The sequence below is a fragment of the Rothia sp. CCM 9418 genome, assembly GCF_048512825.1.
Lineage (GTDB): Bacteria > Actinomycetota > Actinomycetes > Actinomycetales > Micrococcaceae > Rothia.
On sequence record NZ_JBLXXX010000005.1, the window covers coordinates 1 to 13479 of the forward strand.

General features: G+C 45.9%; 12 protein-coding genes. 4 read left to right on the forward strand and 8 right to left on the reverse strand.

The annotated features are described in order from the left end of the window. Positions 1 to 220: 220 nt before the first annotated feature. Positions 221 to 1459 carry a hypothetical protein gene (locus tag ACN083_RS07550; protein WP_419102232.1) on the reverse strand — a complete coding sequence of 413 codons (1239 nt, stop codon included), beginning with the start codon at positions 1457 to 1459 and terminating at the stop codon, positions 221 to 223. Between the two features lie 85 nt (positions 1460 to 1544). Here ACN083_RS07550 and ACN083_RS07555 point away from each other — a divergent pair, with 85 nt between their 5' ends. After that, a complete protein-coding gene (locus tag ACN083_RS07555; RefSeq protein WP_419102233.1) occupies positions 1545 to 2471 on the forward strand; it encodes a LysR family transcriptional regulator ArgP in 927 nt (308 codons plus the stop codon). Between the two features lie 52 nt (positions 2472 to 2523). Here the strand turns inward: ACN083_RS07555 and ACN083_RS07560 are convergent, their stop codons facing one another. Both ACN083_RS07560 and ACN083_RS07565 read right to left on the reverse strand, forming a co-directional pair. After that, on the reverse strand, positions 2524 to 2727 hold the full coding sequence (locus ACN083_RS07560) for a long-chain fatty acid--CoA ligase (protein ID WP_419102234.1): 204 nt from the start codon (positions 2725 to 2727) through the stop codon (positions 2524 to 2526). Between the two features lie 8 nt (positions 2728 to 2735). Then, positions 2736 to 3014 carry a cell division protein CrgA gene (locus ACN083_RS07565; RefSeq protein ID WP_419102235.1) on the reverse strand — a complete coding sequence of 93 codons (279 nt, stop codon included), beginning with the start codon at positions 3012 to 3014 and terminating at the stop codon, positions 2736 to 2738. A 229-nt stretch (positions 3015 to 3243) separates the two neighbouring features. Here ACN083_RS07565 and ACN083_RS07570 point away from each other — a divergent pair, with 229 nt between their 5' ends. From ACN083_RS07570 to ACN083_RS07580, 3 genes are read left to right on the forward strand one after another with little or no spacing between them, the layout of a single operon-like run. Continuing rightward, positions 3244 to 4116, forward strand: a complete 873-nt coding sequence (locus tag ACN083_RS07570; protein ID WP_419102236.1) for a class E sortase — start codon at positions 3244 to 3246, stop codon at positions 4114 to 4116. A gap of 31 nt (positions 4117 to 4147) precedes the next feature. After that, the gene (locus tag ACN083_RS07575) at positions 4148 to 4309 is read left to right on the forward strand and encodes a hypothetical protein (protein ID WP_419102237.1); all 162 of its coding nucleotides are present in this window, start codon (positions 4148 to 4150) and stop codon (positions 4307 to 4309) included. A gap of 21 nt (positions 4310 to 4330) precedes the next feature. Beyond that, the gene (locus ACN083_RS07580; RefSeq protein ID WP_419102238.1) at positions 4331 to 4966 is read left to right on the forward strand and encodes an anthranilate synthase component II; all 636 of its coding nucleotides are present in this window, start codon (positions 4331 to 4333) and stop codon (positions 4964 to 4966) included. Positions 4967 to 5063: 97 nt separating this feature from the next. Here the strand turns inward: ACN083_RS07580 and pknB are convergent, their stop codons facing one another. From pknB to ACN083_RS07605, 5 genes are read right to left on the reverse strand one after another with little or no spacing between them, the layout of a single operon-like run. Beyond that, positions 5064 to 7151, reverse strand: coding sequence for a Stk1 family PASTA domain-containing Ser/Thr kinase (gene pknB / locus ACN083_RS07585; RefSeq protein WP_419102239.1), 2088 nt, complete (start codon positions 7149 to 7151; stop codon positions 5064 to 5066). Between the two features lie 5 nt (positions 7152 to 7156). Further along, entirely contained in the window at positions 7157 to 8902 is a 1746-nt protein-coding gene (locus tag ACN083_RS07590) for a protein kinase domain-containing protein (RefSeq protein WP_419102240.1), read from the reverse strand. Beyond that, a complete protein-coding gene (locus ACN083_RS07595; protein ID WP_419102241.1) occupies positions 8899 to 10344 on the reverse strand; it encodes a peptidoglycan D,D-transpeptidase FtsI family protein in 1446 nt (481 codons plus the stop codon). Before ACN083_RS07595 ends, ACN083_RS07590 begins: the two co-directional genes overlap by 4 nt. Further along, positions 10337 to 11788 carry an FtsW/RodA/SpoVE family cell cycle protein gene (locus ACN083_RS07600; protein ID WP_419102242.1) on the reverse strand — a complete coding sequence of 484 codons (1452 nt, stop codon included), beginning with the start codon at positions 11786 to 11788 and terminating at the stop codon, positions 10337 to 10339. Before ACN083_RS07600 ends, ACN083_RS07595 begins: the two co-directional genes overlap by 8 nt. Beyond that, complete coding sequence (locus ACN083_RS07605; protein ID WP_419102243.1) at positions 11781 to 13475, reverse strand: PP2C family protein-serine/threonine phosphatase; 1695 nt, start codon at positions 13473 to 13475, stop codon at positions 11781 to 11783. The genes ACN083_RS07600 and ACN083_RS07605 overlap by 8 nt, the downstream gene beginning before the upstream one ends. Positions 13476 to 13479: the final 4 nt, after the last annotated feature.

Consider the following 13479-nt stretch of genomic DNA (forward strand, 5'->3'; position numbering starts at 1 on the left):
GTTTCTCATCATTGAGATGATAGAGACCTAGGTAATAAAAGAGCACCCCTCTGCGGAGGGGTGCTCTTTTATTTTAATAACCTTCTTAGAAGTTATTTTTATGGGAATGTATACTCGCGTTCTCAGTGGAGATATTTCATGCTTATTGACTGTATTGAAGGATTGATTCCTTGTGATACTTCTAAGAGCTATCCTTGCCCTTAAAAATCAATAGATAAAATTACGAAGCTGTATACGCACTTCGATAAATATTACGAATAAGCACTTGTTGACGTAGACGAATAAATACCTGTTCAAGAAAATCATGCATATAACGTTCGTCGGTGCTTGTTGAAGCAGCAAAGCTAAGTCCCGAAAACGCTCCAAGTACAATGGATACTTTCACCAGAACAGAGCTTATAGGAAGTTCTACTCCAAACAATAAAAAGTTCTCTGGAACATGGTTGACCCACGATGCAGCAGCTTCTGTTGGGATAGCAAAACTGCCAAACCATATGAAAAAGAGAAAAACAAAGATAGAAAACATGAAAGTTTGGATGCACTGAACCGTAGCTGGGACAAGAATAAAATTAATACGTTCACTTAGTCCTAACGGTTTAGCAGAAACAGAACCTTCTATACGTTCTGTAACCGTGTTCCAAAAGATCGTAGAGTCAGCCGATACTCTCTGATAATCTTCTGCATTAAAGTGGATTTCCTTGCCTTGATGATCTCCTAGAACCTCTTTAGAACGTTCAATAACAGTTGTTGTGATAATAAAAAGTGCAAGAGTAAACATTACGGCTGATACACCAAAGGTTTTTGTATAACTGAGAGTGTCTGCTACTTTCCATATTTCTGCGTTAACAAAGAAAAACAAGACTGCAACCATCAACATCGGCAAAACCTTTGCAATCATAATCATTGCCGATCCAAGCTGTACAAGAGTTTCTTTAAACGCCCACCATAGAATTGAATCTAACCCTAGAAAAAGTGCTAATAGTATAGCTACCACGCAAAGAATAACCTCAGTGGAAGAGCTAAAGAAGAGAGGCTCCCCAATACCCATTCGATAGCTTAGGCTGGGGGATAAAAGATACATGATGGAGAGAATGCTCGTAGATCCGGTAATAACAAAAAGTGTTTGCGGTATTTTTCTTTTAAAACGAAGAACTAGCCACGGGATAACAAATGCTACTAGCGGTCCACCAAATAAGAGAACGAAAGCTCCAATGCCTTTGATGATTTCTAGTTGGATATCATCACTGGTATCTTCTTGAACAAAAATTTTATCGTCTAGATGAGCCAAAATAGCCACAGAAATCGTCACAATGAATAAGGTGACTGATAGCCATAACCCTAAAGGAGTAATTCTCACGAACATTTCTTTAAGGCGCTCCTGTGGAAGAATAACTAAAGGAAGGCCATTCGCCCTAAACCAACGTGATGCCTCATGATGTTCTGAAGAAGATAAGCTCATAGTTGCTATTCTAGAGTATACAATTTTGTCTTTTTCTAGCGTAGTAGAGACTGAATAAACTTAAGTATGCAGATAGGATTCGCCGATGACTCGTTTTACTAATGAACAATTGCGTACTTTTACTTTAGTCGTTGATGAAGGTACCTTTGAAGCTGCAGCAGAAATTTTAGGTGTTAGTGCTTCGGCGATTTCTCAACGCATTAAAACAATGGAAACGAGTGCCGGTCGTATCCTTTTACAACGTACCAATCCTGTACGTCCAACAGATTCCGGTGAAGTAGTTCTCAGAGTTGCCCGACAAAATGAGTACCTCAACGCAGAATTAGAACAAGAACTCGGTGAGCGTGCCGGACAAGGTAGCATAACCATTGCTGTAAACTCTGATTCTTTGGCTACCTGGTTGCTCTCTGCTGTAGGGGAACTATCCCGATGCGATAAAATCTTTTGCGATCTCAGAAGAGAAGGAGAACAGCATTCCTCAGCTCTTCTCCGTTCTGGGGAAGTTATGGCGGCAATTACGTCTCATCCAGAACCCATTAATGGTTGTGAAGTTGAAGAACTTGGCCACGCGCGGTATTGGTGTGTTGCCTCACAAGAATTTGTCGATGAACATTTTAAAAGTTGGCCACACCATATAACAGCAGAAGAACTCAACACTGCACCCGTTATTGAGTTTGATAGAAAAGATCACGGACAGCGTTCTTCTCGTCATCTGATTCTCAAAGCCCACAATATTGAAGATAACGGAGGAGAATCACCGAGTATTTATATTCCCTCATCCCCTGACTATGCTCGAGCAGTAGAAGACGGTATTGGTTGGGGGCTTGTTCCAGAAGCTCAGTGCCGTCAAGGTCTTGAATCTGGCACAATAATATCTCTAGCGGGGGAGAAACCCCTAGAATTTCCTCTTTATTGGCAACGCTGGAAAATATCTTCACGTATTCTTGACCGTGTTACTGAGCGTATTTATGAGGCTGCTCAAAAATATTTAGAACCCAAAAATAACGCTTGAAAAATCTATAATAATAGTTTTGACAAGTGTATATTCTGTTTTGAGAATATACTTATCGTATTCCCTGCCATACAAAATACACGACAGCGGCAAAAATAAAACCAGCTAAAGCTAAACGACGTAACTTTGTCTCAAAAATGGCAGCACGAATATCCTCCCTCTTCTGGCGAGGCTCATGAGGATTCACCGGCGCCAAATTCGACGGATTCGTCACCTCAGGTTTATCAGATAAAGACCCCGTATCTTTCTCAGACATAACATCCACTAACGCCAACGAGTCATCATCAAAAGACCAGCCATCATCAAACCAACACCAATAGCAACATTCCACATTGAAAGACCCGGAATTGGCAGAGTTGTCTCACTAATATAGAAAACCATAATCCATAAAATACCGAGAACAACAAGACCAAACATAATAACCTGATACCACAGAGGAGTAGGAGAAGCGAAATCATCAGTAACCATTTCTTTAGCTATCCGACGGAAAGTCTCCTCCTCATGCAAATCACTATCCGTCATTACTTTCTTATCTTCTGCCATCTTTCCTCCAAATACTTATTTACCCATATGTCATATCAGGTACGGTTGAACATATACCTAATAAATCAACAGATTCATCGCTTAGAATTTTATCTGCTCAGACCCTAACAAACATAGCAGACACCTAAAAACACCCTCAAGAAAACCGACGAACCCGTACAACAGAAAATCTATGAAAAACACCTCCACCAGACCAGAAAAAAATACATCCCCTCATACAAAAGGGCGCATGGTCATACAAATTATCGGAGAAATACTCATCACCCTAGGGCTCATCTTGCTCCTCTTCGTCGGATGGCAACTTTGGTGGACCAACATCTCTGCTTCACAAACACAATCACAAGCAGTGCACACCCTCGCCGAAGAATTTAAACAAGCTGCAGAATCTGAGAAAACATCACCACAACAACCAACAACACCCGATACAACCACACCACAACAAGACCCGAATACAACGTCACAACCCCCAGAAACACAACCTCATGAACCACTAACACCGCACCCTACAGAAACCCCAACAACACCAGAAAAACATGAGAACATAACGCCCGAAGAAGAAAAAACCTCAGAACAGCCAACACACAACAATGCAGACTCCAATAACCCACCTGTAGGACACGAACCAGAATACGGAAAAGCCTACGGCATCGTCTACATTCCACGATTCGGTGCACACTACCAGCGCCCTATCGCAGAAGGCACCGGAACAGACGTCCTCGACACTCTCGGACTAGGACACTACGAAAATACCGCAATGCCCGGAGAAATTGGAAACTTCGCTCTTGCCGGACATCGCCAAACCAATGGAGCAGTGCTCGATTACATCGACCAGCTCCGTATCGGCGACAGAATATATGTACAAACCATCAACGGCTACTACACCTACACCATCTACGAAACATCAATCGTATACCCCGAAGACATCTACGTTATTGCGCCGAATCCTCAACACCCCAACGAACAACCCACTGAACGCATCATGACACTCACAACTTGTCACCCCCGCTTCGGAGACACCCAACGATATATCGTTCACGCACGCTACGAACACTGGCAACCACTCTCTGCCGGAGCACCCCAAGAACTTCAAATAGCGCAATAAACACCGCAAAAAACCAAAGGTATAAGAAAATATGTACGCATGGATCTTTAGACACCTACCCGGGCCGCTCTGGGTACGTATCATCATCGCCATAGCACTAGTGCTCCTCATCATTTGGAGCCTCATGGAATACGTATTCCCAGCTATCGCAGAGTATAGCCCCCTATACCGTGACGTGACCGTAGACCACTAGCCTCCATCCAAAGAAGGAACTATGACCAAAATCCTTGTTATCGACAACTACGACAGCTTCGTCTTCACCCTAGTTGGCTACCTAGAACAACTAGGTGCTCATGTCACTGTCATCCGTAACGATGAAGCATCCTTAGAAACCGTCATCGCCCAAGTCCAAGAACATGATGGCATCATGATCTCCCCCGGCCCAGGAGCGCCCCATGAAGCTGGCTGCATTATCGAGCTGATACAGTGGGCGGCACAACACCACAAACCGCTTCTCGGCGTATGCCTAGGACATCAAGCCATTGCAGAAGCGTTCGGGGCCGTAGTCCACCATGCACCAGAAATTATGCATGGGAAAATATCTCACATCACACACAACGAACAATCCGTATTCAACGGATTACCTAGCCCGCTACGAGTAACGCGCTACCACTCACTAGCTGTAGACCCAACAACAATGCCCGAAGAACTTGAAGCCACCGCAACCAGCGAAAACGGCATCATCATGGCACTACAACATAAAACATGCCCCATCCACGGAGTTCAATTCCACCCAGAATCAGTGCTAACAGAAGGCGGATATAGCATGCTTGGAACATGGTTAGAAGAAGTCGGACTCAGCGGTGCCCAAGAAAAAGCACAAAAACTTAGCCCTCACATCAACTCATAAACCCATAAAAAATGCTGGTGTAAAACTCATAGCGAGTTCTACACCAGCATTTTTTTTACTAAAGATATACCAGCTACAACATATCTGCTAGTAGCACCTAGCTATCTGGCTTCTCATCAGCGGCAGGAGCAGAAGGCGCAGGGGCCTGTGAAGAACGCTCCGGTGCCGGACGGCGCTGATTATTGCCCTCAGCATCGCCTGACGCAGGAGCAGAAGGCGCCGTAGAATGCGAAGGCTGAGGAGGACGTGGATTCTCTGGCGCAGGAGGGGCCGGACGACGCTCAGGCTGAGGAGCAACCGTCGGACGAGGACGAGGAGCGACCGTCGGAGTAGGAGGAGCAGCAGCAACACGAATAGTCACAGTGCTTCCCTGACCAATAGTCGTACCAGCAGCTGAACTCTGAGAAAGAACCGTACCTGCTGGAGCAGCATTGGTCTGAACCGTCTCAATATTCGTACTCAACAAAACATCAGGAGCACTCAATGCAGCAATCGCCTGATCACGGCTTAGCCCAATCAACTCAGGAACTGTCACTTTACCGTCTGAAAGAACAATGTCAATGGTAGAACCAGCCGCAACCTTACTTCCTGGCTCCTTCGACAACGACACAACCATGCCAGCAGGAATCGTTGCACTATTGACCGTAGACGTACGTCCAGGAACAAACCCAGCATCCTGCAAAGCAGAACGAACATAAGCCTCAGACTGGCCCTCGACATTATCCGGTATCGCCAACTGAGAAGGACCCTTAGAGAGCGTCAGAAGAACCTCGCTGCCTTCCTCAACCTCAGTACCTGTCACCGGCGTACTCTTAATAACATCGTTCTTAGCCACCGCATCAGAGAACTCTTCATCCCACTTAACCGTCAGATTAAGATTACGGACTGCCGTTTCAGCATCATTCTTTGACAGACCCTGAACAGCAGGAACCGGATGAACAGGAACCTTCTTCAACTCATTCTGGTAATACAACACCGTTGTCACCGAGAAAAGAGCCAAAGCAACAATAATCATGCCCGTAATGACACGAGTCCATGCCTGACGACGACGACGCTTCTTTGCTAAAGCTTCATTTCGCTCATAATCATAAAGCTCTTCATCAGTATATTCAGCCTGAGCATTATCGAACCAGCCACCTAAACCAGCTGCCTCATCGGAAGAAGGCTGAGCATGAGCACTCGTATTCAACGAAGAATACGCGGCAGAACCACCAGCAACACCTGTCGCAGCTGCTGCACTCAGCGCAGTTGTAGAACCAGTCTCAACATCCTCAAACGTTGCAGAAGGAACACCCTGAACAACATTTTTCAACGCCGAACGGAACTCATCTGCAGACTGAAAACGATCTGAACGAGACTTACTCAAAGCCTTAAGTAGAACACCATCTAAAGCCGGAGCAAACTTTACCGAAGCATAAGAACTCGGGTCAGCAGGGGTCTCACTAAGTTGTTGACGCGCTAAATCCTTTGCTGACTGAGCAATAAATGGAGTGCGACCACATAACATCTGATAAATGACGCAGGCTACAGAATAGATATCACTACGAGAATCTACGGTCTCACCGCGAACCTGCTCTGGGGCAATATACGCATTAAAATGGTCTGCCTGATCAGAGTCTTCGGAGGAACTTCCCACATTCTCTAACGCTCGAGCTAAACCAAAATCTAAAACCTTCACCTGACCAAATTGGTTCTTTGAACGGTCTTCTTCAGTGCAAGGTAACACCATAATATTGGTTGGACGTATACTACGATGGGCAATGCCCCGATCCTGAGCATACTGAAGAGCCTCAAGAATCTGCGCACCGTAAGAAACTGCCTCATCAACTGGAAATTCGCCACGCTCTTCCAACAATGTTGCAAGGGACTTTCCTGAAACTAATTCCATCACAAGATACGGAATCTGATGTAGAGGAGTACCATCTTCACCCTCTACTGTAATTGTTCCGGTGTCGTAGACTGCCACGATAGCAGGATGGTTCAAAACAGCAGCAGATTCTGCTTCACGTTGAAAACGTGCGCAGAAAAGTGGATCCGCGGCAAGCTCTGGATGCACCACTTTAAGTGCAACCTGACGCCCTAACCGCGTATCTTCGGCAGAATACACGGTAGCCATCGCGCCGGAACCAAGAACATCTTGAATCCGGTAACGTTTATCAATCATTTCAGGAAGCTGAAATTCCATTCAATTCACCCGTTATTCGAAGCAGTTGGAGTAGTAGATGGATTAGTTGAAGGCTGAGAATCTTCAGGCTGTTCTTGAGAACCAGCACTAGGAGAATCTGTAGCCGTTGGCGAAGCTGTTGACTTCGGTGAAGTCGCAACGTAAATATCTACGCTACTACCAACTTCAACTTTAGTCCCAGAAGAAGGGTTAGTTCGGAGTATCGTGTTTGGCTCCGCGCTATGAGACTCCTCCTGATGAACTTTCACATTAACACCAAGTTTAGTAATTTCACTAATAGCTGTGTCGGTATTCATTCCCTCTAAATTAGAGGGAAGCGTCACAGAACGAGGACCAGTCGAGTATGTCACCGTCACCGTAGAACCTGGACTTAACGGACCCTCAGGTGATACCGACAATACCGTATCTGCTGGTTGATCAGAAGTTCTTCCCGCCGTTTTTGTAGATAACCCCTGTGCGACAAGATCATTAACAACTACCTCAAGTTTCTGCCCCTCAAAAGCGGAGGAGACCACCTCAATAGTTGCCGGAGAATCATCAGCAGGAGCCTTCACCTCAGGAGAAGCCTCAACCGTTGAAACCGTACCAGATGCCGTTGGAACAGGAACATCCTCAGAAGAACCAGGTGTTCTCTGAGAACCCTCAAGAACAACAAACCAAACTACCAAAGCAACCACAATAGCTGCCAACACCAAAGACACCCAAACCCACGGTGACTTCTTCTCCGGTCTTGCCGGATAAGAACGATACGTAGACTCAGCGACAGCCGGTATTGGAGCCGTCGTAGACTGCGGAACATGACGTTGACCAGAACCAAAACGAGGACGTTGAGGAGTAACAGCAGTAGGCGTAGTAATTACCTCGGTCGTAGAAGTACCATCAGGCGACAAGAAATTAGCTAATGTCGGCACACTCTTAATCGCAGCTTTAATATCCTTACGGCGGATAGCATCAATAGCAGAAGCTAAAGCTGTCGCATTTTTGGGACGCTGAGCAGGATCCTTCGACAACAAACACATAATCAACGCGGCCGCTGGCGCCGGAACAGATGATGGCAACGGAGGAGGCGGATCATTCACCTGAGCTAAAGCAATAGCAATCTGAGACTCCCCAGTAAAAGGACGTTTCCCAGCTAAACACTCATAACCAATAATGCCTAAAGAATACATGTCAGAAGACGGAGTTGCCTGCTGACCAGTAGCTTGCTCAGGAGCAAGATACTGAGCAGTGCCCATCACCTGACCAGTAGCCGTTAACGGAACCTGATCAGCAAGACGAGCAATACCAAAATCTGTCACCTTAACACGATCGCCAGGAGCAATAATCAAATTTCCAGGTTTCACATCTCGATGAACAAGACCCTGATCATGAGCAACAGCAAGAGCACGCGCAGTCTGAGCAATAATGCTCAAAATACGATCTGAATCTAAGGTACGTTCCTTCTCGATAATGTTCGATAACGGATCCCCAGGAACAAGCTCCATCACCAAAAAGGCAGAGCCTTCTTCTTCACCATAATCAAAAACATTTGCCACACCAGGATGATTTAATAAAGCAGTATGGCGAGCTTCCGCACGAAAACGTTCCAAAAAACCAGGATCGCCAGTGTACTCCTCTTTAAGGATTTTGACCGCAACAATACGACCAAGTACCTTATCGCGAGCCTTCCACACCTCACCCATACCGCCAATAGCAATACGTTCGGTCAGGTTATAACGGCCACCTAACGACGTCTCAGTTGAAGGTCTCACTTATTCAACACCGCCTCAAAGAGTTTTTTAGCTGCGGGGGCAGTAAGCTGAGTGCCCTCAATGGTACTGACATCTTCATACATGACTGCAAGAGCAACCTGCGGATCATCTGCTGGTGCAAAACCAGTAAACCACGAATTATTCTGACCATTTACACCAGTCTCCGCAGTACCCGTCTTGCCCGCTACCTTCACGCCACTAACTGCAGCACCAGAGGCAATGCCGTTATCCACGTCGTTAACCATCCAATCACGAATTTGTTGCGAAATCTTTGGCGACGTAGAAGTACGCAACTCCTTCGCCGAAAATTCATAAAGAGAACTCAAATTATGAGACTTTACAGAGCGAATCAGATTCGGCTTCATCTGAACACCATTATTAGCAATAGCCGCAGACATCATCGCCACCTGCAAAGGCGTCGTTCTCACGTCATACTGGCCAATAGCCGATAACGCCAAAGTACTATCCGACAAATCTGACGGAAAGACCGACTCCGAAACAGGTAAAGGAATCCTCAACGAATCATCCTGATACCCAAAGTTCTTAGCCGTACGAGCAATAGCATCCTGCCCCAAATCTATCGCAATCTGAGCAAAAGGCGTATTACACGATTGAGCTAAAGCCCATTCTATAGTCGCCTCTTGAGAAGATGAACAATGACCATTGACATAATTAGGTAATGCCGTATTCGTCCCAGGAAGAACATACTCTTGAGGATTAGGAATAACACTCTTAGCAGAATATTTTCCCGACTCTAAAGCAGCCACCGCATCAATAATTTTAAACGTTGAACCAGGAGCATACGTCTTACCCGCAATAGCACGGTTATACAGAGGTGCACTCTTATCATTATTGAGCTTCTGATACTGAGCCAACACCGACTCATTCTGAGCAGAAGACAAAAGATTAGGATCATAAGACGGGCTCGTTGCCATCGCAAGAACCTCACCCGTCTTCGGATTCAACGCCACAATAGCGCCTTTATGTCCCTCTAAAAGCTGATACGCCAAAGTCTGCAACTGAGAATCAATAGTCAACTCAACCGTCGCACCCTGAGCAGAACCACCCGTAAAAAGATGCGCAAGACGATCATAGAACTGGCTGTCAGAATTTCCTGACAACTCATCATTCATAGCATTTTCTAAACCAGTTGAACCATAAATAGACGAGAAATAACCGGTCAACGGAGCATAAACATACGGGTCCGAATAAACACGTTGGTACTCATAACCATTATGAGAAGGAATTGAAGAAGCAATCTCCTTACCGTCAACCACAATAGAACCACGCTGAGAACCATAATTCTCATATAACGTCCGAGAATTCCACGGATTATCAGCTAAAGCCTTAGCGTCAAAAAACTGGATATATGTCAGGGAACAAAACAAAAGAACAAAAATGCAACCAGAAGCAATCCACGCCTTACGAATGGCCTTATCCACGGGGTGAACCTCCTAACCGGTCACGCATTGTCATTTTAGAAATAAAACGAGTCACACCGCTCTCTTGAGAACCAGCATCTAATGTCCCATCAACGCCTGCTGAAGAATCAACAACATGTGGGGCACGTGCAGAATGTGAAACTGAAAGTAAAAGCGCAATAATAATCCAGTTTGCCAGAAGAGAAGACCCACCGGCAGATAGGAAAGGTGTCGTCAAACCAGTGAGAGGAATCAAACGAGTCACACCGCCAACGACCACAAAAAGCTGAATCACAATGGCAGCAGACAAGCCGCCACTGAGCAACTTACCAAAAGCGTCACGAGTTCCTAAAGCAGCACGGAAACCACGAGTAACCAACAAAAAATACAACAATAAAATCGCTGATAACCCAACCAGCCCAAGTTCTTCACCCAAAGAGGTGACAATCATGTCCGAATTAGAGAACGCCACCAAATCAGGGCGTCCCTTACCCCAGCCACGACCAAAAAGACCTCCGGCGCCTAAACCAAAAATCCCCTGAATAATCTGGCCTGAACCGCCATAAGCACGGTTATAAATATCCGGATCAAATGCATGCATCCACCCATAGATACGAGCATTCACATGTCCGATAAACTGGTACGCCAAGACGCCACCTAAAGCGACAAAACCCAGACCAAGGAAGACCCATGTAGAACGCCCCGTTGCAAGATACAACATCGAGACGAACAAGCCGAAGAACAAGATAGCTGAACCTAGATCCCGCTGGAAAATAAGAACGCCGATACTCGCCAGCCACGCAATAAACATGGGGGCTAAATCTCTAAAACGAGGAAAACGAAGCGGACCTAGCTTGCGACCAGCAACCAAAATCAAATCACGATGAGTTGAAAGATACCCGGCAAAAAATATCGCCAGAGTAATCTTTGCCAGCTCACCAGGCTGGAATGTACGACCCGCAACTGAAATCCAAATGCGAGCACCATAAATCTCAACACCCAAAAACGGAACTAGAGGCAACAGCAACAACACTAACGAAACCAGCAAAGAAACATAAGTTACTCGACGAAGAACACGATGATCTTTCAACATCAAAAGCGTTACTGCCGCAACAACCATCCCTAACGCTGTCCACATAATCTGCGTTGCCCCAGCATTAGCAGGGGTCGTCAAATCAATACGATAAATCATCGCCAGACCAAGACCGTTCAACAGCACCACAATAGGTAAAATCAACGGATCAGCATACCGCGCTCGCATGTAAAGAACACCATGAATGAGCAACGCACCACCACCAAGGACAGCTGTTGCAAGAACCCAAGTATTATCATGATTGAGCATAATATTCTCAGGGTCTATAAGCCACATGCTGATAGGGCAGAACGCTATAGCAATAACCGTCAAACATAGTTCTGTGAAACGACGAGAACGAGGCCTGTCTGAAGGCTTAAACAACTTAGCCACGGGTAGCCTCCTCGGACGCACTTGGTGAAGGCGAAACACTGGTCAGCTCTGGAACAGGAGTAGCAGATGCTGAAGGTTTCTGTTGGTCTTTCTTCTCATGAGCAGAATCAACCTGCTGCCGTAAATCTGAGACAATTCGTGTAGCGTCGGATAAATCATGAGCAGAAATAGTGCTACGAACTAAAGATTGCGAATACTCCGGAAGCTCTGCAACCTCAAGAGAAGTTTCTTCAACAACCTTATAAAAATGAATGGCACCTAAAGACTGTGGAACCCCATTAAAAACGGCAACTTTCTCGTTATTGATGCCGACATAATATTGGTTCGATACCCAAGACACGAAAGTCAAAACACTAGCAAAAAGAGTCCCCGCAACTAATAAAGCAGTGAAAATTCGAACACCCCACCGAGAACGAACTGAAGGCTCTGGCGTGGTAATAGCTGCCTGAAATTCTTGAGGTAATTCAACTTCTTCTACCGGCACCAGCATCGTAGGCGTAGTAACTAAAGTTGCCCGCTGTGCTACCGTACGCTTCGTGACGGTAGGAATCATTCCGGTGTTAGTTGCATTTGCTGCTGCACCGACTAGCTGATGTGGACGCTCCGCCAATTCTTCACGAAGCACTGCTGCAGATGAATCCTCAATATTTTCTGGACGTTCATCTACCCCAGAGGTCTCAGTCATCATATTAAAAACACCGTCGGAGAAAGATTCTCCACGCCACTTACCATGGGTCAGGGCGTTACGAATCTTTGTCTCTACCGGAAGGCGACGGCGCCACGGAGCACGATGTGAAGAATGATCCTGTTTGGCTTCTTCTTGCTCTGATGATACTGACTCGATAGGAGCATCTTCATCCAGCGTATGAGGATTTTTAACAACACCAAGAAACTCGCCTTCGTCAGAATACTGACGTAAAGGAATAATCGGTTGAGGTGAGGTAACAGTAGAAGAAAGGGAATCTTCTTCGATGACAGAAAGAGCAACCACCGTTACGTTATCTGGTGCACCACGGTCTAAGGTTAAATCCACAAGAGAATCCACAATATGCTTGAGGTCCTCCGTGGAGCGCATCAACTCTTCAATTTCCTCAACGCTGACAACAGCGTCAAGACCATCTGAACTTAGAACCCATTTCTCACCACATTCTGCGTCTAGGGTCAATAGTTCTAGCTCAGGGGAGGCGTCGACATCACCGAGGACACGCATAATAACGTTCTTATGAGGATGAGTCAGAGCCTGTTCAGGGGTGATACGTCCCTCTTCTAAAAGACGTTGTACAAAGGTGTGATCTGTTGTGATCTGTTCAAAAACATTATTTCGTAGACGATAAGCTCGCGAATCTCCGATATGTGCAAGCTCAATTTTTTCACCGTCAACTAAAAGAGCTGTGCACGTTGTTCCCATACCAGAAAGGCTTGGGTTTAAATCAACGAGTTCGTTCATGATGATATTAGCGGTTTGAATTTCATCCGCTAAGTACACGCCCGCAGAGCCCTCATAATTATTGTGATCTAAGGGTGTGAGGTCAAGAACTGTTGTTGCGGAAGCTACGTCACCGCCGACATTCCCACCCATACCGTCGGCGACAACGGCTAGATAATGTCCGGCGTATCCTGAGTCATCATTCTTAGAGCGCACACGACCAACATCAGACCGTGCCGCAAAACGAAATGCAATTCCCATAGGT